Origin of the sequence: Nonomuraea sp. KM90 (assembly GCF_052246675.1) — a bacterium.
In the GTDB taxonomy this organism is placed as follows: Bacteria; Actinomycetota; Actinomycetes; order Streptosporangiales; family Streptosporangiaceae; genus Nonomuraea.
On record NZ_JBQQCB010000009.1, the window covers coordinates 151,770 to 174,816 of the forward strand.

Here is a 23,047-nt window from a genome sequence, read left to right on the forward strand (position 1 = left end):
GCCGGGCCCGCAGGGCCACTGTCGCCGTGCCACCCGACCCGCTCCGATCCCGCGGGCAGCCTCACGTCGGCTGCCGCCTGCAAGGCTCCCGCCCGGATGCGGCCGGATAAGCGGCCGGCCGCTCATCCGGCCGGGCGCCGGCGGTGGACCACGCACCCGCGGCCGGCAGCGGCGGTGACCGTCTTGGTCGCCGCCGTGCTAGCAGCCACCTCCTGGCCAAGCCGGCCGGCCGGCGCGCCCGCCGCGGAGCGGCGGATACCCGCCGCCATCCTCACCGCCACGCCCACCGCGTCGGCCCCGCCACCATCGACCGCACTCCTGCAGGCGGAGCCCGCGGCCATCAAACGCGGCACGCCGGCCAACCGGCACCAGGCCGGACCACCCGCCCGCACCGCCGCGGCGGAATCCGTGCCGCCGGGCCAGGCCAAGAAGATCACCAGTAAGACGGGCAAGGCCAAAGACGGGCACAAGCTTCGCTCGCCGGGCAAGGGCGGCGGTAAAGGGCGTAAGTGATCAGGATGCGGCTGCGGTTCGCGGGAGGTTACGGGGGCCTGAGAACGGCATGGAGATCCTGGCGCCGCCGGCTCTGGCGCTGGTCACGTCGTGTTCCCTCGATACGATCACCCCCGCTCTCAGCCATGGCGACGACGTCGTCCTGATCGGCTTCGGCACCTTCTCGGTCAAGAACCGCGCCGAGCGCACGGCCGCAACCTCAGACCGGTGAGGCGATCAAGATCCTCGCGGCCATGGTGCCCGGCTTCACCGCGGGCAAGAGCCTCAAGGACGCCGTGAGAACGTAGCCCCACCGCCCCGGGGACCGGCCTTCTCCTCACCGAACGTGGCCCCAACCCCAAGGTGGAGTGATCGTCGCAGGTCAGCCCGCGTGACGGCTTCTCCCTGCAGCCGCGCGTTTCGGTCGGGCAGTCGCCGGTTCCCGGCAGCGGGGGAGGATTCACCCGACTCGGCCATGGCCTCCTGCCAGGCCGCCAAGGGGTCGTCTTCCTCGTCCAGGAGCCGCCCCTTCGGGGAGGATCGGACTGGATTTGGCGCTATGCAGCCGCCCGAGGAAGCCGGACCCGGTCAGGCCAGGTCCCCTGCCCGGAGTGCGCGCTTGACCGTGGGTCATCGCCGGGTGGAGTCGCGCAGGACCAGGCGCCACTCGATCGGACCGGTCTCAGCCGCCGCTTCCTCGCCTAGGACCAGCTGCGCGCAGCGGGCTCCCTGGGCGCGCAGGTTCTGCGCGACGGTCGTCAGCCCGGCGGCGGCGGCCGCGTCGGTGTCGTCCCAGCCGGTGACGGCGAGGTCGCCGGGGACGGCGAGACCGGCACGGGCGGCCGCTCGCATCAGGCCCAGGGCGAGTTCGTCGCTCATGGCCATGACAGCGTCCGGCGCGTCCGACCCCTTCAGGAACGCCGTGGCCAGGGAATCGGCCTCGCACGCGCTGTTGCGTGCGCACACCGCGACCCGCACCTGCGGCCATCGGCCGCCGGTCGCCTCCCAGGCGTCACGGACTCCGCGCAGGCGCTCACGGGTCACGCGGAAAGTGGCCTCGGCCGGATCCAGCCCGTTGCGGACCCCCGGCGTCCGGGCGCGATCGAGCGGGAAACTGAGCACCATCGGCCGCCGGGCGCCGGCGAGGGCCTCGGCGGCGACGGCGCGGGCCGCGGCACGGTCGTCGATGGCCACGATCGGCACGTCCCGGTGGTGTGGTCCGCCGTGCACGACGGCGGGGAGACCGGTGGCGGCCACCGCTGGCAGCACGGGGTCGTCGTCGCTGGTCGTCCAGACGACGAAACCGTCCACCGCGGCCTCGGCGACCCGGTCGGTGTCGGAGGGCGCCCCGGTGATGGGCACGATCGTGAGCCCTAGGCCGTGACTGGCGCAGACTTCGGCGACGCCGGCCAGGAACCGGATGGCCTGGGGATCCTCGAAGGCGTAGGTGAGGTGCTCGCCGAGCACCACCCCGAGGCTGCCGGTCCGTCCCCGGCGCAGCGAGCGGGCCCCCGGATGAGGGCCGGGGTATCCCAATCGGGCGGCGGCCTCGCGGACCCTGGCCTGGGTGCGTTCGGAGACGCGATCAGGCTGGGCGTAGGTATAGGAAACGGTCATCACTGAGACCTTCGCCGCGCGGGCCACCTCCGCCATGGTCGGCCGGGGCCGAGAAGGGTCTTTGGCCATGCCTCACCCTATCTTGTGTATCGTTACACCGCATGTGTACCGATACACAAATGGACACCGATCATGGTCACATCCGAGCCTGGGTGGCGTACGCGGGATTCACTGTCTTCGGCGCGTTCTGGGGCGTGTGGGGCGCGTCCGTGCCCGCCATTCGCGACCAGGCCGGGCTGACCGATGGCCAGCTCGGCACGGCGCTGCTGTTCGTCGCCGCCGGCGCCCTGCCCGCAATGCCTCTCGCGGGCAGGGCCGTGGACCGGTGGGGGCATCGCGTCACGGCGATCACGCTCACGTCGCTCGGCATCGCCGGCATCGCCGTGGCCGTCACCGCTCGCGACCTGCCTGCGTTATCCGTGGGACTGGCGGTGCTCGGCGCGTCGTCCGGCGCTGCGGACGTGACGATCAACGCGGCGGCCGGCTCCGTCGAACGGGCCAACGGCCGTCCGGTCATCGCCAGAGGGCACGGCTTCTTCTCCTTGGCCGTGGTCACGGCGAGCCTCGTCACCGGCCTGCTGAACGCCGCCGGCCTGCCCGTGGTCGTGCCGTACTTGCTGGTCATGCTCGCCGCCTGTGCTGTGAGCGTCGCCATCGTCACCGGCGGTCGCACGCAGGCTGATTCCGGCCGTCATGATCACGCCCGCACCTCAACCGCGCACAGCCGGCCGGGTCTGCGCGCTCATCTGCCGCTCCTGCTTGTCGCGGGCGGACTCGGTGCGCTCGGATTCGCAGTGGAGAACGCTCACCAGAGCTGGAGCGCCGTCTACCTCGCCGATACCGTGCACGCCGGACCCGCGCTGGTCGGCGCTGGGCCCGCGGTCTTCGCACTTGCCGCCTCGCTCACCCGCTTCGCGATCAGCGCGGTGAAGACCCGTCGCGCCTGGATCGTCCTCACCACCGGCGCGGTGATCTCCGCGGCGGGGACGTCCCTGCTCGCCCTCACCGCGTCTCTCCCTCTGGCTCTGCTCGGGCTGGCCCTGGCCGCCGTCGGCACCGCCGTGGTCTTCCCCACCGTGCTCGGCCTGGTCACCGCCAACGTCCCCGCTGCTCGCGGTGCCGCCACCTCGGTCGTGTCCACCTTGGCCTATCTCGGCTACCTCGCCGGGCCGGTATATGTGGGGCACTGGGCGCAGGCGACCGGGCTGCCGGGCGCCATGCTGGCCGTGGCGGCACTCGCCGCGGCCTTGGCGCTGCTGGCGTGGCCCGCGCTCAGAGCCGTCGTCCCCTCTCCCGCATGGCGCGGCACCGCCGAAGCAGGAGCGACGGGCAGGCCGCGCGCGTAACGGGACAGCTCGTCGCGGGCGAGGTCGGCCTACCCGGCAAGGGAGACAAGCGGCCACCTACCGCAAGCCGCCCGAGCAGTGAGCACGCCCCGGTGAGTCGCCGGCGTGCGCTCTCGACGTCAGGCGACCCGGCGGGCCAGGACCTGTCCCGTACGGGAAGCGCTCGGGTGGGGGTGGAGCCGTTGCCTTCGGAGAACGCGACCGGCCGGCCCCCGCCGCCTGCCCAGCAGTCGACCCGCAGCAGCTCCACGGCGGGCCTGCCGGGTCTCGTCCGCGGCGTGGGCCAGGAGCGTCGCCCCGATGCCCCGGCCGGCGTAGCGCCGGTCGGAGATCAGCAGCCGGACGTACCGCTCGGGCTCCCCGGCCGGTGCGATGGGCATCTGGGGCCGGGGTCCAGCACCATCGCTCCGACGGGTGCTCCTGCCAGCTCGGCGATGTAGGGGGCGCTGTCGGCCATGAGCCCCTCGATCTTCGCCTTCGCGCCGGGCTTCTGCGAATACGGTGTCGTGCCCCATTGCTCGGTATTGCCTCGGTCGTTCATCCAGACCACCGCAGCGTCGAGCATGTCCAGCATGACCGAGGCGTCGGCCAGGGTGCCCGGTCTGATCCGTATGCCATGTTCGGTGTCGTTCACGGCGGAAGCTTAGACAGTGGCGACGGCAGGATCGATTCCGGCGGCGCGGAGGGCCTTAAGGTTGTCCTGGAAGAGGGCGTCGAAGGCTTCCGTCTCGTCCCCGAAGGCTTCGACGGCGACGTCGAGCGGGGCGTCGCCGAGGACATCGGCGGTGCCGACCTCGGCGCGCAGCATGACGGTGGCGTTGCCCTCGAGGACCGGCTGCCACGCGTCGCCGGTCCGCTGGAGCCAGCTGCGGCAGGGGCCGCCCGGGTTGCGGACCAGCACACGCGTGCCGGGGTCGGCCAGGCCGAGGCGGGAGAGGGTGGCGCGGGAGGCGGAGACGCCGGAGCCGCACGACTCCGTCAGTCCGGCGCCGCGCTCGAAGGTGCGGATGAAGGCCTCGTCCTCGCCGAGCCGCTGGACGAACGAGACGTTGGCGCCGAGGGGGAAGGCGGCGCTGTCACCGGCGACGCGGCTGCCGGTGGTGACCAGCTCGTCCTCGTCGTAGCGGTCCACGAGGGTGATCAGGTGACTGTTCGGCACGGCGAGGGCCGTGACGGTGCGCCGGGAGCTGTAGGCGGGGTTTGCCTGGTCGACGTACGGCCATGCGACGCCCGCCACGATCGGGTCGCGGGGGGTGAAGTCGACGGCGGGCAGCTCGACGGCGACCTGCCGCACGCCCTGGGCGGTGCTCCCGGCGGCGCGGACGGTGAAGGAGTAGGGGCCGGTACGCAGGACCGTCTCGTCGACCTGGTGCCGATCGAGCACGAGGCGGCCGGCGGCGCGCATGCCGTTGCCGCACAGCAGGGCGGGCGAGCCGTCCGGGTTGAAGAACCAGGCGTCCGCGGTGCCGTCGGCGGCGTCCCTGACGAAGTAGACGCCGTCGCTGCCGCCCTTCCACGCGCACAGCCGCCGCACCGCGCGGGGCAGGTCGGCGGCGGTGAAGTGGTCGTCGGGGGCGCCGTCGGCGACCAGGATGACGTTCCTGGAGCCGTGGGTCATAGCGACATTGAGGCGAGGCATTGGCGATCCTTGCTGTGGGCTCACCAGCCAGCTTAGTCCGTGGAGATGCTCGAGCCCGAGGCGCTGCGCCTGCTGGCCAGGGTGCCATTCGGCCGGATCGTCTTCACCCGCCAGGCGCTGCCCGCAGTCCGGCCGGTGAACCATCTCGTCGTGGACGGGCAGATCGTCATCCGCTCCAATCCCGGTACGATCCTCAGCTCCCACGTGACGGTGTCGGAGGCCGTGGTTCCGGTGAACGTGCGTGATGGGCAGGGCTTGGTCCGCCACGCCGTCGAACTGTGCCTCCGGTCCAGCAAGATCGCCTAGGTGCACGACTCCTCATCATGGCCCCCACTCGCCGCCGGGTAGCCACTTCCCCCGCGGAGCCATGATGCAACGACCGAATGGGGCGGCGGCCGTGCTCGGTGCGTGCTAGTCCGCCCCGTCACGCGCCATCAGGCCCCGGCAAGGCCTGACACGCGTAACCTGTTGAGGTGGCACGAACCGTCGCACAAGGGCACGGGGTGGCACTAAAGGATCTTGCTTCTCATCCGATTGTTGGTAAGTGCGAATTTCGCATGGCGCGCTGTGATCTGCGCGGATGCTTCTCCGGACGTCCGCCGGTGCTCGGCCCGGGCAGTAACGGCTCGAGCGGCTCCCACTGCACATCGGTCAGATCCGAGGTGACGATCGGGGGGTATGCGGCCACCCTGACGCCACCGGCATCCAACGTCACGCCGCCACGCCGAACATGGATGATCTTCTCAAACACGCACCAACGTCCACGCCGGCTTCGTCTTCTACCTGCCGACATTCTTGACGCTGTTATCTGCGGTCAGCTGAGCGTCCACTCGCCCTTCTGATCAGCGAACCCGCTGTTCAACCCGAACTGCAGCTTCGCCAGCTTGGCCCCATCCGGCACCTCGAACACGATTACACCCTTGCGTGAGTCGCCCTTGTTGATCGTCGCCGAGCCGCCGAACGACTGCCCCTCCTGTACCGTTTGGAACGACGTCCGATACTGCTGGCCCTCACCGTCGATCAGCATCGCCCCGTTCGTCGGAGAGTCGCTGTACACGGCCTCACCGGCATTCGTCAGCGTCAGCTCGATGGCAACGAGCCGGTTGCCCGTTTGAGGCTTCGAGAACTGCTCGCCCGTGGCCGGGTCTACGACGCGAGTCACTGTCACCTGCATCTTCAGGCCAGGGTCCATGCCCTCCAAGGTGATCGCCCCGCCGACGGTGGCCGTGGACGGCTGTTCCTGCTCGGGCTGTTCCTGCGCGGGCTGCTCTTGGGCCTGCTCCGCCGGCGGTTGGCTGGATGGCATGACCGCGTTCGGAGAGCCGGCCTCCGTCACCACCGCCTCTCTGCTGGTGGGAGCCAGAACCAGCACGACAGCGGCGCATCCACCGAGGAGCAGGAGCGGAACGCCGATCGCCAGGGTGAGGATCAGGCCGAGGTTGCTGCGCTTCGGAGGCGGCGGAGGCATGGGCGGCTGGTACCCATACTGCGGCTGTGGGGGCCCGCTGTGGCCATAGGGCTGGGACGGTGGCTGCTGGCCGTAGGGCCCTTGCGGCTGGGGCGGGTAACCCATAGTGCGACTCCAGAGATGTGAGCGGACGCTGTGGGACGTTCCAAGCATGCGCCTGGTTGGCATGGATCACGTGTCCAGATCCGGACATCTACCAGCGAGGGAGCCCTGTGACGATGACAGCCGACGAGCCGACGCTGGGCGAGGTGGTACGCAGTCTGGCTCGTATCGAACGAGACCTCGGCACACGGTTTGACGGCATCACCGCCCGCCTCGACAGGGTCATCACCGTCGAGCTGTATGAGGCGCATCAGAAGGCCGTCGAGCAGCGGTTCGTCGCCGTGGAAAGCGAGGCCACGGATCTCAAGGAGCAGCGGTTGCGCGACGACGAGAAGCGGACGGCCGACCGCCGCATGGTCGTCGGCGCGCTCATCACCGCGAAGCTCTCGCCCACCATCATCGCCGCGGCGCTGCTCCTGGCGCTGGGACTCTAGACCGTAGGAGGGCTTGTGGGCGTCGACCTCATCGGCCTCATCGACCGTGAGGCCTGGCGGGCCCGAGCGCCGCGCGGCACGTACGATCGGATTTCCCGGACGCGCGTAGCCAAGATCCACTACACGGGACGGCGCGTCGACCCGGCCACCGTGGACGACCACAACCTGTGCATCGCCGCCGTCCGCAGCATCCAGAAGGGTCACCAGGACGGCAGTCACGGCTGGCTCGACATCGGCTGCACCGCGGCGGTGTGCACCCATCGGGTGGTGTTCGCCGGGCGCGGCCCGCACATCCTGCGGGCCGCCAACGGGGCCGGTCCGAACGCCGGCCACTACGCCGTCCTCGGCCTGGTCGGCAACTCCGGCCTGACCGTTCCGCCCTACGGAGTTCCCCTCGGTCTGGCCGACAGCGCCTGCGGCGTCCCGGTGTACTGGGATCGCGACTTCCTGGGCCTCGCCCTCGTGATCGTGTCCCGGCTTCCCGGGCAGGCCGGCTTTGTGGTGCTGCATCCGAGGTGCGAATCTCCTGATCAGCGATCACTTTGATGAGCCGTCGCCTGACCCGGCGACGCTCTCTGCGGGCCTCATCCGCAGAGAGCGCCGTTGCCGCGTGGGCGTCCCGTTCGCACCCGGTGCGGGTCAGTTCACGGTGACGGTGAGCGGGCCCTCCAGGACGGTGTAGCCGTCGTTGTGGCAGTACCAGGCCGCGTAGGTTCCGGGACCGGGCACGGCGGTCGTGGCCAGGGTGATGAGGCCGCTGGCGTCGGGGGCGTATTTCCAGACGATGGCCTCTCCGTCTCCGGGTTTCTTGCTGGCGGGGTAGAGGCCGATCCAGTTCTTGGCGCTGACGGTTTCGGGCACGGTGGAGTACTGCAGGGTGAAGTCTGTCCCGCGGGCGAGGGCGGACGTGGAGCTGGTGAGTGCGTTGGTGGGGACCGCGACCCGCGGGTAGGCATCGTTGATGGCATTCTGATCGTTCAGGGTTTCCCACGCCAAGACCTGAGAGCCGTCGGTACGGTGCAGGACGTAGCGGTCGCCGCGGAACCACACCGCCTGGGCGATGCGTTTGCCGTCGGCGAAGTATTCGCGCTCCACCTTGACCGTGCGGCGGTTTTCCTCCGTGGTCGACCTGGAGACCATGACGCGTAGCTCGTTGCTGATGGTGATGCTCATGGAGGCGGTGAACCCGTCGGCTTCCATGCCGGACTCATGGGTCATCGAGATGGTGGTGGTGTTTTCCACCTCCAAGGCGTTGGTGGTGGTCATGCCGACCGTGACTTCCTCGGACCTTAGCTGGCGCACCCCACCGCCGTGCTCGTAGTAGTAGACCCGCTTGTAAAAGCCGTACCGCTTGAGCAGGTAGTAAGGGCTGGTCTGAGCCTGCCGGGTCTTGTCCAGTGACGGGTCGGAAACCAGCGGGGCGGGCAGGATGGTCTGCCCGATCAGTATCTCGTTGGTGGTGTCTTGGGGAGTGGGCGCGTAGCCGGTGAGCCGGATGATGTCGCTCGGCTGGTTGCCGGTCGCTCCGATTGTGGCGGTGGCAATCTGGGGATAGGTGTCAGCCCGTTCCAGAGCCCATTGTTGCGAATCGGCGTATTGGCCGTCCTCGGGATACCAGGTGTTGATGCGGTCTTGGTCGGTGTTGAAGTTGTTGGGGGTCAGGAGCAGCCCGCCGTTTTTGTTGCTGATGGTGTGGTAGCCGTTGTCCGCAGGGGTGATTCTCCAGATTTGGCTGTTGCGTATCCGCTGGTCCTCGGTGTTCTGCAGAGGAAACAGGTTTACTCGTGCGTTGCTGCTGGAGTAGTCGTTGGGGGTGAGAAGGTTGCCTCCCAGTTTCTGGAAGATCAGATACTCTTGGTTGTCCAGGGCCAAAAGGTGCCAGGTCTGGGAGAGCCGCGCGTTACCCGTGCTCTCGAGCTTCCACTGGGTGGCGAAGCTGTCGGGGGAGAAGTCGCAGCTGGTCAAATACAGGCCGCTGCGCTTGTTCTTGAGCCGGTAGCTATAACCGACCTCCATGATGGCGCCCTCCTCCGCTCGAAACGGAACTTTCTTGTTCCGCCGGCCCCCTTCCGGCCCGATCTGGCCGTGTTATGTCTGGGAGCCTTCTGGATCGTCTGCTTCGGCAACGCGGCCGTCAACGTCCGAATGTGGCCATCCATGAGACCTCGTCCACGAGGAGGAAACTCTTGCCAATTTGCCAAGCACATGCTTGGTTGCAATGGGAAGCGCGGAACTAATCGGGCGAAGGGGCTTGCCTTCGCATTTCACATTTAGATCTTTTGATGAGGATCTCCGAGCGACAAGCATGGAGGCTGAGGGGGACCGCACGGTCAGACGACGTCTGGGGTTGCCTGACTGTGCGGCCTGTGCGGCCTGTGCGGCCCGGGCGATCGGGCGGAGCTTCGTACGGCGCTGGTCCTCCAGCCTCCGGCAAGCTCGGCCGGCTCGGCGCTTGGAGCAGGTCGAGGATCGAGCGCGCCTCCGCAGCGGGCTCGGGGGTGTCGCCGTGCTCGGCGTACGGGTGCCACGCGCCGTCGGCGGTGCGGTGACGGACGATGTCCGCGATGTGGGCCATGACCGGGTGTACGGCTCGAAGATCCCGTCCCGGTCACCCTCGGCGAAGCCGGCGGAGGTCAGCTCGGTCATGGCCACTCCTCCTCGCTGGTCTGCGTTTCGAGGTCAGGTTGAGCCTGACCCTGGATCGGCTGCGAGAGCTCCGCCGGTCCGCGTTCAGGCTGGCCCGGGGGAACGCGCCACGGGGCCGCTCGGCGAGCCGGGCCTCCAGCCACCCGGTCGGGTTCGCGTGGCCGATCGAGAGGGTGAACGCCGAGACACGTACCCGTTCCGCGGGGGAGCGGTCGAGCACCGCCACCAGGGTGGCGCGCCGGCCCTCGGTGATCGCGCTGCCCGGGTGGACGCGGACTCGCACGGTGCACTCCATGATGGGGACTGCGCCCGTCGTGGTTGTCGCGGAAGCCCCCTGTCGAGGGCCGGAGCGTGCGAGCGCCCGGCTCTCGCCGGGAGCGGGCAGCATGTACAGGGAAGGGCCTTTCCGGCCGACCAAGGTATCGGTGTCATGGAGACATCCGGTTCCCGTGGAGGTGGAGGTGCAAGTGCCGTTACGCGACGAGACGCTCGGGATCGGCGACCTGGCCCGGCTGACCGGCGTACCGGTGCGGACCATCCGCTTCTACTGCGACGAGGGCATCATCGCGTCGGTGCGCAGCGTCGGCGGCCACCGCAGGTTCGACCGGGCCGCCGTGGAGCGGCTCGGCCTGGTCAGGCGGCTGCGCGGGCTCGGCCTCGGGCTGGCCACGATAGCGCGCGTGCTCGCCGGCGAGTGCACCGTGGCCGACGCCGTCTCCGCCGAGCGGGCCGCCCTCGACGTCCAGCTCGCGAACCTGGCCTGGCGGCGGGCCTCGCTGCGGGCGATCGAGGAGGCCGGCCCCGCCGAGCGGGCGGCCAGGCTGGAACTGCTGGCCGCCGTGGAGCGCGGCCCGGCCGCCCATGACGTGCTGGTGGAGTTCTGGCGGCGGCAGCTGGTCTCGCCCGTCTCCGGCGAGCTGTTCGCCTCGTTCGTGGCCATGGCCGCGCCCGCGCCGCCCCCGGAGCCGACGCCGACGCAGGTGGTCGCGTACGCCGAGCTGGTCGTCCTGGCCGGCGACCGGGCGCTCACCCGCAGCCTGCTGGACCGGGCGCGCGCCAACATGCGGGTGATCCGCGACGAGGACGAGCTGATGTCCGGCGTCGGCGAGGCGGTCATGCTGGCCGAGCCCCTGGTGATCGCCGGTGCGGCGCCGCGCGAGGGGCCCGAGCTCGACCGGTTCGTGGCCGCCCACGCCACGGTCCGGGGCAGCGGCGACACCCCGGAGTTCCGGCGGGAACTGCTGGCCACCGTGGAGCTGGACCGCGACCCGCGGGTGGTCCGCTACTGGCGGCTCGTCGGCGAGGTCAGCGGCGAGAAGGCGACGATCGGCGCGACGCTCACCTGGCTGACCGACTCCCTGGAGCGCTCCGTCACGTGACCCGCCATGCGGCCGGACGGAACGTCACCCGCCGGCCGTCCTGACCCGCCGGCCCTTCCGGAGGGCGCCTCGCGGTGCCTCGCGGTGCGTCAGGAGGACGGCGAGGGCGGCCAGCAGCAGCCAGGCCGACGTCATGGCCACCAGCCAGGTCCAGCCCGCGTGGCCGTACACCACGGCCCCCGCCGTGCCGCCCGCACCGCTGCCCAGGTAGTAGCAGAGCGTGTAGAGGCCGGCGGCCCGGCCCCGGGCGGGCGGGGGCGCCGCGGCGGTGACCCAGGCGTTCGCGATGGCGTGCGCGGCGAAGAACCCGGCGGTCAGCACGGCGAAGCCGACGGCGATGACCGGCAGCGACGGGTGGGCGGTCAGCACGGAGCCCGACACGGTGACGACCAGCGCCGCGACCAGCGCCGGCGTACGGCCCAGGCGACCGGCCAGCCGACCGGCGGCGGCCGAGGAGGCGGTGCCCATGGCGTAGGACAGGAAGACGAGGGAGGCGGCGGCCGGGGCGAGCGAGAGCGGCGGCGCGGCCAGCCGGAAGCCGGCCGCGTTGTACAGCGCCACGAACGCCCCCATGCCCAGCGCCCCCACCAGAACGGGCACCACCAGCCCCACCGTCACCCGAGCCCCCGCACCTGGCCCCCTGCCGGCACCCCAGCCCGCCGCGCCTGCCGCCGCGCCTGCCGCCGCGCCTGCCGCCGCGCCTGCCGCCGCGCCTGCCTCCGGGCCTTCCTTCGCGCCTGCCCCCGCGTCTGCCGCCGGGCCCGCCTCCGCGCGGGGCAGCGTCGCCACCGCGAACAGCGCGCACAACAACGACACCCCGGCGACCGTCGCCAGCGCCCCGTGCCACCCCAGCGGCTCGGCGGCGAACCCGGCCCCGAGCCGCCCCGACATCCCTCCGACCGAGTTCCCGGCGATCATCGCTCCCACCGCACCGGCCAGCCGAGCCGTGCCCACCTGGTCGGCCAGGTACGCCGCCGCCACCCCCGCGAACCCGGCGATCGCGACCCCCTGCACCCCGCGCATCGCCAGCAGCACCGGAAAGGACGGCGCCAGCGGGAGCAGCAGCCCGAGGACCGCCGCCACCACCACCGACCAGACGATCACCCGCCGCCGCCCCACCCGCCCCGCCACCCACGCCAGCGGCAGCACCGCCACGGCGAGCGAGGCGGTCGCCACCCCGATCGCCAGCGACGCGGTGCCCGGATCCAGCCGGTACGCGGCCGCGAGCTGCGGCAGCACGGGCTGCGGCGCGTACAGCAGGGCGAACGACGACAGCCCGGCCGCCGCGACGGCCGCACTGACCCGCCGCGTGTCGGCGAATGGGGAGGCTTCGAGAACTACCACCCACCAAACGCTAAGCAAGGCTAATAAATACGTCCAATGCGGATATGGGCGATAATTCATACTGTGATGGATGAATCCGACGAGGCGCTGGCCGCCCGCCTGGCCCCGGCCCTCGCGCTGCTGGCCGCCGTCGGGGAGACCGGCCACGTGACGCGCGCCGCCGAGCTCCTCGGCATCCCGCAACCCACCGCCAGCCGCCGCCTGGCCGCCCTCTCGGACCTCGTCGGCGCCCCGCTGGTGCTCCCGTCCGGCCGCGGCATCCGCCTGACCAGGGCGGGCCGCATCCTGGCCGCCGCCTCCACCCGCGCGCTCGCCACCGTGACCGCCGCCGCCCGGGAGGTACGCGAGGAGATCGACCCGGGCAGCGGCCGGATCGTGCTCGGCTTCCTGCACCTGCTCGGCCGCACGCTCGTGCCGTCCCTCATCGGCGGCTTCCGCGAGCGCAACCCGGGGGTCCGCTTCAGCCTGGCGCAGGGCTCGCGCCAGGACATGCTGCGGGCCCTGCGCGAGGGCGAGATCGACCTGGTGTTCGTGGCCCCGCTGCCGCTGGACGACCCCGACCTGGTCAGCCGCCCGCTCGCCGAGCAGGAGCTGGTGCTCTCGGCCCCGCCGTCCCACCGCTTCGCGGCCAGGGCCAGGGTGCGGGCGGCCGACCTGGCGGGGGAGGAGCTGGTGACGCTGGAGCACGGGTACGGGCTGCGGCAGATCACCGACGACCTGTGCGCGGCGGCGGGGTTCGAGCCGCGGATCGCGTTCGATGGGCAGGAGTCGGAGACCGTGCGCGGGCTGGTGGCGGCGGGCCTGGGGGTCGCCGTCCTGCCCCGCTCCGACCAGGCGCCCACCGGTGGCGTGGTGGAGATCCCGCTGTCACCGCCGCTGTTCAGGACGGTGGGCGTGTCCTGGCCGGCCGGCGAGCGCCTGACCCCGGCCGCCCGCTCGTTCCGCGACCACGTCTGCTCGGGCCGCACCGACCTCGGGCCCGCCTTCCGCCGGCCCCGCCCGGCTCCCCCGTCCCATGACCTGCGCGAGACTGGGGATCATGACACACGACGGTGACGCGGGCGTGGCGGGTTCGTTGGCGCGGGTGCTGGGCGAGGTGGCGGCCGAGCGGGCGGCCCAGGACGCGAAGTTCGGCATGCAGGTGCTGCCGGACGGCACCGGAGGCGAGGGCATGGCGGCGGAGTCGGAGCTGGCCCGGCGGCTGACCGACAAGGCGGCCGAGGCCGGGGCGCTGACCTGGCGGCACATCCTGGAGGAGGAGGTGCGGGAGGCGTTCGCCGAGTCGGACCCGGACCGGCTGCGGGCCGAGCTCATCCAGGTGGCGGCGGTGGCCGTCAAGTGGGCGCAGGCGCTCGACCGCCGCCCGTGAAGTTCTACACGTCATTGACGGGCTCCAGATTCCGTGTGGAAGATTCAGCTACCATTGCCCGCCTGCGGATGGGGGACGGTCATGACGTCCGAGTCGTTCAACGCCAGCGTCTTTCTCACCGACCGCCAGGTCCAGGCGGGCCGGGGCGACCACCTCGCGATCACCGGCCCGGCGGGCACCCTCACCTACGCCCAGCTCGCCACGCACGTCGCCGAGCTGGCCACAGGGCTGCGGAAGCTGGGCGTGCGGCCGGAGGAGCGCGTCCTGCTCGTCATGTCGGACCGGCCGGAGACCGCGATCACCATCCTGGCCGTGATGCGGATGGGCGCGGTCGCGGTGCCGGTGTCCACCATGTACAACGGGCCCGAGCTGGGCACCCTCGTCAGGGACTCCCGGGCGCGGGTGGTCGTGGCCACCCCCGAGTTCGAGCCGGTCGTGCGCGCGGCCCTGGACGCCGCCCCCGAGGTGGAGACGCTCGTCCTCGTGGGCGAGGCGGTCGCGCCGGCGCGCTCCTGGGCCGAGGTGCTGGCCGCCGGCCGGCCGGCCGCGCCCCCGTACGAGAGCTGGCGCGACTCGCCCGCCCTGTGGCTCTACACCTCCGGCACCACCGGCGCGCCCAAGGCCGCCATGCACCGCCACGGCGCGATCCGGGACGTCTACGAGACCTACGGCCGCCAGGTGCTCGGCATCCGCCAGGAGGACCGGTGCCTGTCGGTGGCGCGGCTGTTCTTCGCGTACGGCATCGGCAACTCCCTGTTCTTCCCCCTGGCCGCCGGGGCCACCGCGATCCTCGACCCGGCCCGGCCCACCCCCGCGGGCGTGCTCGCCCGGGTGAGGGAGGAGCGCCCCACGCTGTTCTTCGCCGGCCCCACGTTCTTCGCCGCCCTGCTCGCCGCCCATGACTCCGGGGGCGCGCCCGACGACGCGTTCGCGTCCGTACGGCTGGGCGTCTCGGCGGGCGAGGCGCTGCCCGCCGAGATCTACCGGCGCTTCACCGAGCGGTTCGGCGTGGACGTCATCGACGGGCTCGGCTCCACCGAGGCGCTGCACATCTTCATCTCCAACCACCCCGGCCAGGTACGGCCGGGCAGCTCGGGAACGGTCGTCCCCGGCTACGAGGCCCGCCTCCTCGACGACCGCGGCGTCCCCGTCGGGGACGGCGAGCCCGGCCACCTGTACGTCCGCGGCGACTCGATCGCCACCGGCTACTGGTGCCGCACCGCCACCACCCGCCAGGTGTTCCAGGGCGAGTGGCTGCGCACGGGAGACACCTACGTCCGCGAGGCGGACGGCTTCTACCGCTGCCTCGGCCGATCCAACGACATGATCAAGGCGGGCGGGATCTGGGTGTCGCCGATGGAGGTCGAGGCCCGGCTGCTCCAGCACGAGTCGGTGGGGGAGTGCGCGGTCGTGGCCTACCTCGACGGGGAGGGGCTGGAGAAGCCGGTGGCCTGCGTGGTGCCCGCCCCGGGCCGCACGGTGGACGCCGGGGAGCTCATCGGCTTCTGCCGGGACGGGCTGGCCTCGTTCAAGCGCCCGCGCGAGGTGCTGGTCCTCGACGAGCTGCCCAAGACGGCGACCGGCAAGATCCAGCGCGTGGTGGTCCGCCAGATCGCCGCCGACCTGCTGGGCAAGGGCTAGCTAGCCGGGCTTCGTCCCGTAGATCGTGATGGCGAACGGCCGCGGCGGGGTCGTGTAGACCTGCTCGCCCAGCCGGTGCAGCGACCCGTGCGCGTCCAGATAGCCGTGCAGCCGGGTGGCCTCGGGCCAGGGGTGCACCGCCACCAGCACGCCGTCCGGCACGAGCAGGCCGCTGAGCTGCGCCGAGGCCAGGCACAGGCGGTCGTGGCGGCCCAGGTAGTAGAGGGTCTCCGAGCAGAACACCAGGTCGAAGCGGGGCTCGGGCCGGTGGGTGAGGATGTCGGCCTGGACGAAGCGCACCCGGCCGTTCTCCGGCACGCGGGCCCGCGCCCGCTCCAGCGCCCGCGCGGACACGTCCACCCCCGTGATCTCCGCGTCGGGGTAGGCCCGCGCGAGCGCGCCGGTGAAGACGCCCTCGGCGCATCCGACCTCGATGATGCGCCGGTAGGGCCGCGGCGGCAGGTGCTTGAGCGTGGTGTGGTATTTGTGCTGCTCGTAGCTGTCGGTCGCCAGCTTCCAGGGGTCGGGGATCCGGTGCCGCCACTCGAAGTAGCGGCGCAGGATCGTCCCCTGGGCCCTCGGCGACAGCAGGGACAGCGTCCGGAAGAACGTGCGGTGCATGAGCTCGGGCAGGCTTGGCATGCGGCCTCTCTCGGTCGAGACGGAGGAGTTGTCCCGGGGCTTGAGGTGAAGTCGTCGCCGAGAGGGGATGCCCGCTATTGGCGTGGCTGACGCCTGGTCACGACCCGATCATGACAGGGTGTCGCGCAGCTCCCGCTTGAGCACCTTGCCGGAGGCGTTCTTCGGCAGCGCGTCCACGAACACCACCCGCTTGGGCGTCTTGAAAGCCGCCAGCCGCCCCCGCAGGAACCCGACCAGCTCGTCCGCGGTCAGCCCCGCGCCCTCGCGCAGCACCACCGCGGCCGTCACCGCCTCGATCCACTTCTCGTCCGGCACCCCGAACACGGCCGCCTCCGCGACCGCCGGATGCTGGTAGATGGCCTCCTCCACCTCGCGGCCGGCCACGTTCTCGCCGCCCGACTTGATCATGTCCTTCTTCCTGTCCACCACCGACAGGTAGCCGTCGGCGTCCATGACGCCCAGGTCGCCGCTGTGGAACCAGCCGCCGCGGAACGCCTCGGCCGTCTTTTCCGGGTCGTTCCAGTAGCCGAGCATGGCGTGCGGGCTGCGGTGCACGATCTCGCCCACCACGCCGGGCGGCACGGGCTCGTCGCGGTCGTCCACGATGCGGGTCTCGACGTTCAGCGCGGGCCGCCCGGCCGAGCCGAGCCGGGTCAGCTGCTCCTCCGGGCCCAGGATCGTGGCGACGGGGGCCATCTCGGTCTGGCCGTAGAAGTTGAACAGGCGCACCTCGGGCAGGCGGGCGGCGATCTCCTTCAGCACCTCCACGGGCATGATCGAGGCGCCGTAGTAGCCCTTGCGCAGCGACGACAGGTCCCTGCGGTCGAAGTCGGGGTGGCGCAGCAGCGAGATCCAGACCGTGGGCGGGCAGAACAGCTTCGTGGCGCGCTCGCCCTCGATCGTGGCCAGGATCGCCGCCGGGCTGGCGCCGGGCAGGACGATGTTGGTGGCGCCCAGATAGATGCCCGGCGTCAGGAAGCAGTGCAGCTGCGCGCAGTGGTAGAGGGGCAGGGCGTGCACCTCGACGTCGTCGTGGCTCATCTCGCCGTCCACCACGCACGTGACGTACTGGGCGATCAGGCTGCGGCTCGTCAGCGTGGCGCCCTTGGGGCGGGACTCGGTGCCGCTGGTGTACATGAGCTGGATCGGGTCGTCGTCGGCGATCTCCACCCGGGGCTCCGAGGCGTCGTCATGGGCCAACCACGCGGTGAACGGCTCCCAGCCCTCCGGCGCCGCGCCGATCACGCCGCGCACCGTGACCCGCTCGGTGACCGCCGCGGCGGCCACCGGCAGCAGCGCCTCCTCGGCCAGGATCCCGGTGGCGCCGGAATGCTCGAGGACGTACGCCACCTCCCCGGCCCCCAGCATGAAGTTGACCGGCACGGAGATCGCCCCCAGCCGCGCCAAGGCGAAGTACGCCACCACGAACGCGTGGTTGTTGTGGCTGAAGACGGCGAACCGGTCGCCCTTGCCCACGCCCCGGGCGGCCAGCGCGTTGGCCGTCCTGTTCACCGCCAGGTCGAGGTCGGCGTAGCTCTGCCGCAGGTCGCCGTACACGATGGCGGTCTTGGCGGGGTGGCGGGCGGCCGTGCGCCGCAGGAGGTCACCGATGGCGTGCTGGCGGATCATGCGGGCACCCTTCATTCGCGCAGAACGATGTTCGGGTGATCCTAACCCGTGAGGGCCGCCGCCAGCCGCCGGTAGGAGTCCAGCCGCCGGTCCAGGTCGTAGGTGTTCATCGTGACCAGCACCTCGTCCGCCCCGCTCGCCTCCACCAGCGAGCCGAGCGCCACCGCGACCTCGGGCCCGGTCCCGTGGATCTGCCCCTTGAGCGACTCCTCCAGGTAGGCCCGCTCCCGCGCGCCCATCTCCAGCCCGGCGGCCTCCTCGGCCGGCACGAGCGGCGGGAAGGCCCCGCTGGTGCGCGAGAGCGCCGTGGCCCACGCCTCGGGCAGCTGCAGCGTGGCCGCCTCCGCCCGCGTCGCGCCGACCGCCACGTTGACCGCGATCACCACGTACGGCCGCGCCGCCCACCCGGACGGCCGGAACCCCGCACGGTACCGGGCCACGGCGTCCACCATCCGCGCGCCGGCCCCGATCACCATCGGCAGCCCGTGCGCCGCCGCGATCTCCGCACCCGAGCCCATGGCCAGCACGAACACCTGCGGCCGCAGCCCCTCCGCGGGCAGCGCGTGCACCCCCGGATGCGCCGCCTGCGTGCCGGTGAAATAGCCGAGCAGCTCGTCGAGCCGGTCGCCGAACCCGTCCGCGTCGTCCTTGCCGTGTCCGAGCGCCCTGCGGATGCCGCCCGTGAAACCCACGGAACGCCCCAGACCCATGTCCACGCGGCCGGGGTAGAGCGACTCCAGCACGCCGAACTGCTCGGCCACCACCAGCGGCTGGTGATTGGGCAGCATCACGCCGCCGGTGCCCACCCGGATCCGCGAGGTCGCCGCGGCCACGGCCGCCGCCAGCACGGTCGGGGCCGAGCCCGCCACGCCGGGCACGCTGTGGTGCTCGGACACCCAGAACCGGTGGTATCCGAGCTCCTCGGCCTGCCGCGCGAACCGTACGGTCTCGCGCAGCGCGGCGGCCGGGGTGGAGCCCTGGCGGACGAGCGAGCGGTCGAGGATCGAGTAGGCGGTCACGTAGGCGTGCAACACCCGCGATCCCCGGATCAATCCAGCGGGTCCCAGGCGATGCCCTCGTAGTGGCCGAGCAGCCGAGCCACCAGCCCGGCGTCCTGCGGCAGCGGCACGCCGTCCACCGCGCCGACCGGCATCACGCCCCAGGAGTTGCACACGAACACCTGGTCGAACCCGGTCAGGTCGGCCACCTTCAGCGGGCGCCGCTCCTGCGGCACGTCCATGCGCTCCAGCAGCCGCATCGTGACCCCGCGCAACATCGGGGCGTCCGGCCAGACCAGCCGGCCGCCGGCGAAGCCGCCCAGGTTCGTGATCGAGCCCTCGCTGATCAGGCCGTCCTCGGTGGTGAGCAGCGCCTCGTCGAAGCCCTCGCGCCTGGCCGTCCGGTTGATGTGCGCCTGCTGGAAGCTGGCGGCCTGCTTGATGTGCGGCAGGTAACGCTGGTAGACGACCGACTTGACGCTCAGCGGCCCCTTGAGCGGCTCGTGGGGAGGGGCCGCCGAGGCGACGACGCGCGGCGGGTCGGCGTCGAAGACGTAGACCCGTACGCTCGCGTCCCGCAGGTCGTCGCCCAGCACGGTCCGGATCGAGGCGAGCACCGCGGACCGGTCGACCCCGCCGCCGAACAGCTCGCGGCTCGCCTGGTCCAGCCGCTCGAAATGCAGCCCGAGCCCGCGCACCCGGCGGTCTCTGACCTGCATGGCGGTGAAGTGCCCATAGCGCGACTCCAGCGCGAAGCGCGCGTCGCCGTCCATCAGCCTGCCCTCGATCGCGGCCCGCTCGACCACGGCCACCTCCTGTCGTCGCGGCCAGCCTACGAGATCAGTTCCGGTACACCGCGACCGCCCAGTCGACCGGCCGGTTGGTGTGCTCGCCCCAGAGCCCCATCCGCCCGGTGATGGTGACCTTCTTGCCCTTGGGCACCTCGAACTCGCTCATCGCCATCGGGTACGGGCCCTCCTTCCAGACCCCGCACATCGAGGTCGACGGGGACTTCGCGCCGTTGACCTGGTACGTGAACCACATCCGCGCGGCCAGGTCGCCCGAGCAGAGTTGGTCGATGCCGATCCTGCCGCCGGTGCTCACCACCTCCAGCTCGATGGTGGAGTCGTTCGGATAGACGCCGGTCGACATGGAGGCCAGCCGCTTGCCGCCCGCCCGGTCGGGGAAGGCCTTGACCGGCTCCGGGGTGACCGGCCGGGAGGGCGGCGTCCACTCGTAGACGGCCAGGTCCCAGTCGGCCCTCTTCTCGGGGACTCGTACGCACGGCCCGCCCTTCTTCTTGACGACGCAGCCCCAGCCGGTGGTCGTCGTGTCGAACGTGAGCGTGACCCGCGTCGCGCCCGGCGGCACGATCAGCGGCTGCAGCTCCATCGTCTTCCGGCACGACAGGAACCCGCGGAGGCCGGTGTGGTTGCCGTCCACGAGGACCTTCGGCGCGCTCGCGCCGAACTCGCCGTCGCAGAGCCCGGCCACGTCCAGCGGCCTGCCGGAGACCGGGATCGTCACCGACGTCTTCTTGGCGCCGTCCGCCTCCAGCGCGGCCGTGGCCAGCCGGCGGTACTCGGTTCCGTCGGGCGCGGTGAAGCGCGGCGGGAGCTCCTTCGCCGTCGGGGTGGGCGCCAGCCGGGCCGCCGTCGTGGTCTCGCGGGCCGGGGGCGCGGCCGTCCCCGGCAGCAGGACCACGCCGGCCGCGACCGCCGCGACCAGAGCGGTGCCCGCCGCCGCCCGCCTGCGCAGGCGGGTCCTGCGGATGCGGGCGCGGACCTGGTCGTGGCGGCGGGGGTTCGCGGGGGAGGGGCCTTCGGCCCGCTCCCGCAGGACGTCACGCAGGTCTTGCACGGTCATCGGCGCAGCTCCTTCACGATCGACTCGTCCACTCGCAGCTTGGCCAGCGCCTTGGCGGTCTGGCTCTTGACCGTGCCCTCCTGGCAGCCCAGCAGCCGGGCCACCTCGTTCACCGGCAGGTCCTCGTAGAAGCGCAGCACGATCACCGCGCGCTGCCTGGCCGGCAGACGGCCCACCGCCCGCCACAGCTCCTCGCGTCCGGCGTCCCACGGGTCGGGCGTGACGTCCTCGGGCAGGTCGTCGCTGGGCAGCTCCCTGCGCCAGCGCCGCCGCCACCAGGACGTGTACGTGGTCACGAGCACCTTGCGCACGTACGCCTCGGGCTCGTCGATGCCGTGCCAGGCGAACCACGCCTTGGCCAGCGACTCCTGCAGCAGGTCCTCCGCGACGCCCCAGTCCCGGGTCAGCAGGTACGCGGTGCGTAACAACCGATCCGACCGCGTCACCACGAAGTCCTGAAATATCGCTCTATCCGCCAACTTGAAGCGCCTCCTGTGAGAACCGGCTGACGGTAGTGACGCATCGACCGCCGAGCCAGGTTGCCCGGCCCCGGCTACCCGGGGAAGGCTCCCGGCAGGCGGTCAGGGGCTCCGGGCCCGCGCGACGGTGACGGTCAGGGGTTCCCGGCCCGCGTGACGGTGACGGTCAGGGGTTCCCGGCCCGCGCGACGGTGACGGTCAGGGGCTCTCGGCCCGCGTGACCGTGAACGGTGCCAGCTCGCCCAGCCCCCGTACCGACAGCCGGTTGACCTCGCGCAGCCGGAAGGCCCGGTCGCCCTCCAGCTCCTCGGCGAGCTGCGGATCGGCCAGGATCGTGCCCGGCAGGGACAGCGCGGTCAGCCTGCTGGCCAGGTTGACCGTGGTGCCGAACACGTCACCCATGCGCCAGATCACCGGCCCGGACGCCAGCCCCACCCGCAGCTCCGGCATGTCCCGGCCACGCGCGTGCGTCTCCACCAGCCGCAGCGCGATCTCCGCCGCCACGTGCGCCTTGTCGGTCACGAACAGCACCGAGTCGCCCAGCGTCTTGACCACCCGCCCGCCGGAGGAGGTCACGATGTCGGCCGAGCGCCCCTCGAACCGGTCGATCAGCCGCGCCAGCTCGCTCGCGGTGATCTGCCGGCTCAGCCGGGTGAAGGCGACCAGATCGGCGAACCCGACGGCCAGCCGCACGGCGCTCATGTCCTGGTCGGCGATGCGCCCGGCGGCGGCGGCGAGCTGGCGCTGCCAGGCGTAGACCAGCAGCCGCGCCAGGTCCGGCACCACCCGCTCGGCCCGCCTGCGCCAGGCCCTGGGCCGCTCCACCAGCGGCACGCCCGCCTGGTCGAGGGCCTCCACGCCCAGCTCGGCCTGCGACTCGGCCAGGCGGGTGGTGGCCCGGCCCAGCGAGCGGGCCATGAGCAGCACGTGCTCCTCGTCGTAGACGCCCGAGGTCACCATGCCGACCAGTGTCTTGAGCGCCTCGACGTCGGAGTCGGTGAACTCCACCGCGTCGTCGGGCACGTTGGCGAACCCCAGGGCACGCCAGAACCGCCGTGCGCGATAGACCGGCACCCCCGCCATCTCGGCGACCTGGTGACTGGTGTATCGGCGCGGCTCACGCAGAAAGGCTTCCGCCAGCCCGTCCCCGTCCACGCGCGCCACCTCGGCAACATAACACCCTGTGGGCCAGGTCACTCCAGCAAGGCCCTTAGGGCACTTCTCTCACCTTCACTGACATACCCGGCGTAGTAGTCATACATCGCCTTTCTCGACAGCCGGGCCGCCAGCGGGCCGTCCCCGGCGCGGATGGCGGCGATGACCTCCTCGTGGTGCCGGATGCTCTCCCGCATCAGCGCCCGCCGGTCCGGCGCGCCCGCGATCCGCTCCGAGATCAGCTTCAGCACGATCGACCGGACCACGTCGGTGCAGATCTCGATGAGCTTGTTGCCGCTCGCGCGCACCACGGCGTCGTGGAAGGCCACGTCGGCCGCCCCGAAGGTCTCCTCGCCCGCGTCCACGGCCGCCCGCATGCCCTCGACCGCCGCGCCCATCTCGGCGAGCTGCTCCTCCGTGCGCAGGCGCGCGGCCAGCAGGATGGCCGCCGAGTCCAGCACCATCCTGAACTGCACCAGCTCGGCCAGCGACAGCTCGTCCACCCGGGCCAGCGTGGTCATCGACTTGTGTAATGCGGCGGGCGAGAACGGCAGCACCTCCGCCCCGTTGGGGTCCCCCGGCCGCGAGCGCACCAGGCCGCGGGCCTGCAGCACCCGCAGCGCCTCGCGTACGGTGGAGCGGCTGACCGAGAACTGCACCATCAGCTCGCGCTCACTCGGCAGCCGCTGCCCCGGTGAGAGAGCGCCGCTCTCGATGGCCTCCTCGACCTGCTCCACGACCCGCTCGTAAGCGCGTACGGTGCGCACCGGCTCGAAGCGCGGACCACCCATGCAAGCCCCC

The 23,047-nt window shown here is 71.8% G+C and carries 26 protein-coding genes and 1 pseudogene; 11 read left to right on the forward strand and 16 right to left on the reverse strand.

Annotated features, from left to right (window positions below; translation table 11 throughout):
- The first annotated feature begins 174 nt into the window (after positions 1 to 174).
- Genes ACTWPW_RS13330 through ACTWPW_RS13340 form a run of 3 tightly spaced genes read left to right on the forward strand, consistent with a single transcriptional unit; the run spans position 175 to position 800 of the window.
- Entirely contained in the window at positions 175 to 513 is a 339-nt protein-coding gene (locus tag ACTWPW_RS13330; RefSeq protein WP_443168889.1) for a hypothetical protein, read from the forward strand.
- Between the two features lie 49 nt (positions 514 to 562).
- Positions 563 to 724, forward strand: coding sequence for an HU family DNA-binding protein (locus ACTWPW_RS13335; protein ID WP_443168890.1), 162 nt, complete (start codon positions 563 to 565; stop codon positions 722 to 724).
- Positions 725 to 746: 22 nt separating this feature from the next.
- On the forward strand, positions 747 to 800 hold the full coding sequence (locus tag ACTWPW_RS13340) for a hypothetical protein (RefSeq protein WP_443168942.1): 54 nt from the start codon (positions 747 to 749) through the stop codon (positions 798 to 800).
- A 322-nt stretch (positions 801 to 1,122) separates the two neighbouring features.
- Here ACTWPW_RS13340 and ACTWPW_RS13345 read toward each other — a convergent pair whose 3' ends face one another.
- Positions 1,123 to 2,178: a LacI family DNA-binding transcriptional regulator gene (locus ACTWPW_RS13345; protein ID WP_443168891.1), complete on the reverse strand. Its 1,056-nt coding sequence runs from the start codon at positions 2,176 to 2,178 to the stop codon at positions 1,123 to 1,125.
- A gap of 50 nt (positions 2,179 to 2,228) precedes the next feature.
- Between ACTWPW_RS13345 and ACTWPW_RS13350 the strand changes: the two genes are divergently transcribed.
- On the forward strand, positions 2,229 to 3,455 hold the full coding sequence (locus ACTWPW_RS13350; RefSeq protein ID WP_375108600.1) for an MFS transporter: 1,227 nt from the start codon (positions 2,229 to 2,231) through the stop codon (positions 3,453 to 3,455).
- Positions 3,456 to 3,574: 119 nt separating this feature from the next.
- On the opposite strand, the gene ACTWPW_RS13355 is transcribed toward ACTWPW_RS13350, so the two are convergent.
- The 3 genes from ACTWPW_RS13355 to ACTWPW_RS13365 are packed head-to-tail and all read right to left on the reverse strand — an operon-like array spanning position 3,575 to position 5,094.
- Positions 3,575 to 3,835, reverse strand: coding sequence for a hypothetical protein (locus ACTWPW_RS13355; protein WP_443168892.1), 261 nt, complete (start codon positions 3,833 to 3,835; stop codon positions 3,575 to 3,577).
- Positions 3,787 to 4,089: a hypothetical protein gene (locus tag ACTWPW_RS13360; protein ID WP_375108599.1), complete on the reverse strand. Its 303-nt coding sequence runs from the start codon at positions 4,087 to 4,089 to the stop codon at positions 3,787 to 3,789. Before ACTWPW_RS13360 ends, ACTWPW_RS13355 begins: the two co-directional genes overlap by 49 nt.
- Positions 4,090 to 4,098: 9 nt before the next feature.
- Complete coding sequence (locus ACTWPW_RS13365; RefSeq protein ID WP_443168893.1) at positions 4,099 to 5,094, reverse strand: hypothetical protein; 996 nt, start codon at positions 5,092 to 5,094, stop codon at positions 4,099 to 4,101.
- A 45-nt stretch (positions 5,095 to 5,139) separates the two neighbouring features.
- On the opposite strand from ACTWPW_RS13365, the gene ACTWPW_RS13370 reads away from it, so the two are divergent.
- Positions 5,140 to 5,400, forward strand: coding sequence for a pyridoxamine 5'-phosphate oxidase family protein (locus ACTWPW_RS13370; protein ID WP_443168894.1), 261 nt, complete (start codon positions 5,140 to 5,142; stop codon positions 5,398 to 5,400).
- A gap of 265 nt (positions 5,401 to 5,665) precedes the next feature.
- On the opposite strand, the pseudogene ACTWPW_RS13375 reads toward ACTWPW_RS13370, so the two are convergent.
- Positions 5,666 to 5,764 (reverse strand): annotated as a pseudogene (locus ACTWPW_RS13375) (transposase); the annotation flags it as partial.
- Between the two features lie 144 nt (positions 5,765 to 5,908).
- Positions 5,909 to 6,562: a DUF4352 domain-containing protein gene (locus tag ACTWPW_RS13380; protein WP_443168895.1), complete on the reverse strand. Its 654-nt coding sequence runs from the start codon at positions 6,560 to 6,562 to the stop codon at positions 5,909 to 5,911.
- Between the two features lie 218 nt (positions 6,563 to 6,780).
- Between ACTWPW_RS13380 and ACTWPW_RS13385 the strand changes: the two genes are divergently transcribed.
- Both ACTWPW_RS13385 and ACTWPW_RS13390 read left to right on the forward strand, forming a co-directional pair.
- Positions 6,781 to 7,098 carry a hypothetical protein gene (locus ACTWPW_RS13385; RefSeq protein WP_443168896.1) on the forward strand — a complete coding sequence of 106 codons (318 nt, stop codon included), beginning with the start codon at positions 6,781 to 6,783 and terminating at the stop codon, positions 7,096 to 7,098.
- A gap of 15 nt (positions 7,099 to 7,113) precedes the next feature.
- Positions 7,114 to 7,644: a hypothetical protein gene (locus tag ACTWPW_RS13390; protein ID WP_443168897.1), complete on the forward strand. Its 531-nt coding sequence runs from the start codon at positions 7,114 to 7,116 to the stop codon at positions 7,642 to 7,644.
- Between the two features lie 93 nt (positions 7,645 to 7,737).
- Here ACTWPW_RS13390 and ACTWPW_RS13395 read toward each other — a convergent pair whose 3' ends face one another.
- Positions 7,738 to 9,114, reverse strand: a complete 1,377-nt coding sequence (locus ACTWPW_RS13395) for an RICIN domain-containing protein (RefSeq protein WP_375108593.1) — start codon at positions 9,112 to 9,114, stop codon at positions 7,738 to 7,740.
- A 1,091-nt stretch (positions 9,115 to 10,205) separates the two neighbouring features.
- Here ACTWPW_RS13395 and ACTWPW_RS13400 point away from each other — a divergent pair.
- Positions 10,206 to 11,123: a MerR family transcriptional regulator gene (locus ACTWPW_RS13400; RefSeq protein WP_443168898.1), complete on the forward strand. Its 918-nt coding sequence runs from the start codon at positions 10,206 to 10,208 to the stop codon at positions 11,121 to 11,123.
- 24 nt (positions 11,124 to 11,147) lie between these two features.
- On the opposite strand, the gene ACTWPW_RS13405 is transcribed toward ACTWPW_RS13400, so the two are convergent.
- Positions 11,148 to 12,467 (reverse strand): MFS transporter, encoded by a 1,320-nt coding sequence (locus tag ACTWPW_RS13405; RefSeq protein ID WP_443168899.1) that lies wholly within the window; start codon positions 12,465 to 12,467, stop codon positions 11,148 to 11,150.
- A 66-nt stretch (positions 12,468 to 12,533) separates the two neighbouring features.
- Between ACTWPW_RS13405 and ACTWPW_RS13410 the strand changes: the two genes are divergently transcribed.
- The 3 genes from ACTWPW_RS13410 to ACTWPW_RS13420 all read left to right on the forward strand — a co-directional run bounded on the left by ACTWPW_RS13410 (position 12,534) and on the right by ACTWPW_RS13420 (position 15,477).
- A complete protein-coding gene (locus ACTWPW_RS13410) occupies positions 12,534 to 13,523 on the forward strand; it encodes a LysR substrate-binding domain-containing protein (protein WP_443168943.1) in 990 nt (329 codons plus the stop codon).
- A complete protein-coding gene (locus ACTWPW_RS13415; RefSeq protein WP_375108589.1) occupies positions 13,507 to 13,836 on the forward strand; it encodes a hypothetical protein in 330 nt (109 codons plus the stop codon). Before ACTWPW_RS13410 ends, ACTWPW_RS13415 begins: the two co-directional genes overlap by 17 nt.
- Positions 13,837 to 13,917: 81 nt before the next feature.
- On the forward strand, positions 13,918 to 15,477 hold the full coding sequence (locus tag ACTWPW_RS13420) for a benzoate-CoA ligase family protein (RefSeq protein ID WP_443168900.1): 1,560 nt from the start codon (positions 13,918 to 13,920) through the stop codon (positions 15,475 to 15,477).
- Here ACTWPW_RS13420 and ACTWPW_RS13425 read toward each other — a convergent pair whose 3' ends face one another.
- From ACTWPW_RS13425 to ACTWPW_RS13460, 8 genes are all read right to left on the reverse strand, one after another.
- On the reverse strand, positions 15,478 to 16,119 hold the full coding sequence (locus ACTWPW_RS13425; protein ID WP_443168901.1) for a class I SAM-dependent methyltransferase: 642 nt from the start codon (positions 16,117 to 16,119) through the stop codon (positions 15,478 to 15,480).
- 108 nt (positions 16,120 to 16,227) lie between these two features.
- Positions 16,228 to 17,748 carry an acyl-CoA synthetase gene (locus ACTWPW_RS13430; protein ID WP_443168902.1) on the reverse strand — a complete coding sequence of 507 codons (1,521 nt, stop codon included), beginning with the start codon at positions 17,746 to 17,748 and terminating at the stop codon, positions 16,228 to 16,230.
- Between the two features lie 41 nt (positions 17,749 to 17,789).
- A complete protein-coding gene (locus ACTWPW_RS13435; RefSeq protein WP_443168903.1) occupies positions 17,790 to 18,782 on the reverse strand; it encodes an LLM class flavin-dependent oxidoreductase in 993 nt (330 codons plus the stop codon).
- 14 nt (positions 18,783 to 18,796) lie between these two features.
- The gene (locus ACTWPW_RS13440) at positions 18,797 to 19,552 is read right to left on the reverse strand and encodes an aminotransferase class IV (RefSeq protein WP_443168904.1); all 756 of its coding nucleotides are present in this window, start codon (positions 19,550 to 19,552) and stop codon (positions 18,797 to 18,799) included.
- A gap of 34 nt (positions 19,553 to 19,586) precedes the next feature.
- Positions 19,587 to 20,612 carry a hypothetical protein gene (locus ACTWPW_RS13445; RefSeq protein WP_443168905.1) on the reverse strand — a complete coding sequence of 342 codons (1,026 nt, stop codon included), beginning with the start codon at positions 20,610 to 20,612 and terminating at the stop codon, positions 19,587 to 19,589.
- On the reverse strand, positions 20,609 to 21,091 hold the full coding sequence (locus ACTWPW_RS13450) for a SigE family RNA polymerase sigma factor (RefSeq protein ID WP_375108582.1): 483 nt from the start codon (positions 21,089 to 21,091) through the stop codon (positions 20,609 to 20,611). Before ACTWPW_RS13450 ends, ACTWPW_RS13445 begins: the two co-directional genes overlap by 4 nt.
- Positions 21,092 to 21,289: 198 nt before the next feature.
- Entirely contained in the window at positions 21,290 to 22,255 is a 966-nt protein-coding gene (locus tag ACTWPW_RS13455; RefSeq protein WP_375108581.1) for an adenylate/guanylate cyclase domain-containing protein, read from the reverse strand.
- 29 nt (positions 22,256 to 22,284) lie between these two features.
- Positions 22,285 to 23,037, reverse strand: a complete 753-nt coding sequence (locus tag ACTWPW_RS13460) for a FadR/GntR family transcriptional regulator (RefSeq protein WP_375108580.1) — start codon at positions 23,035 to 23,037, stop codon at positions 22,285 to 22,287.
- Positions 23,038 to 23,047: the final 10 nt, after the last annotated feature.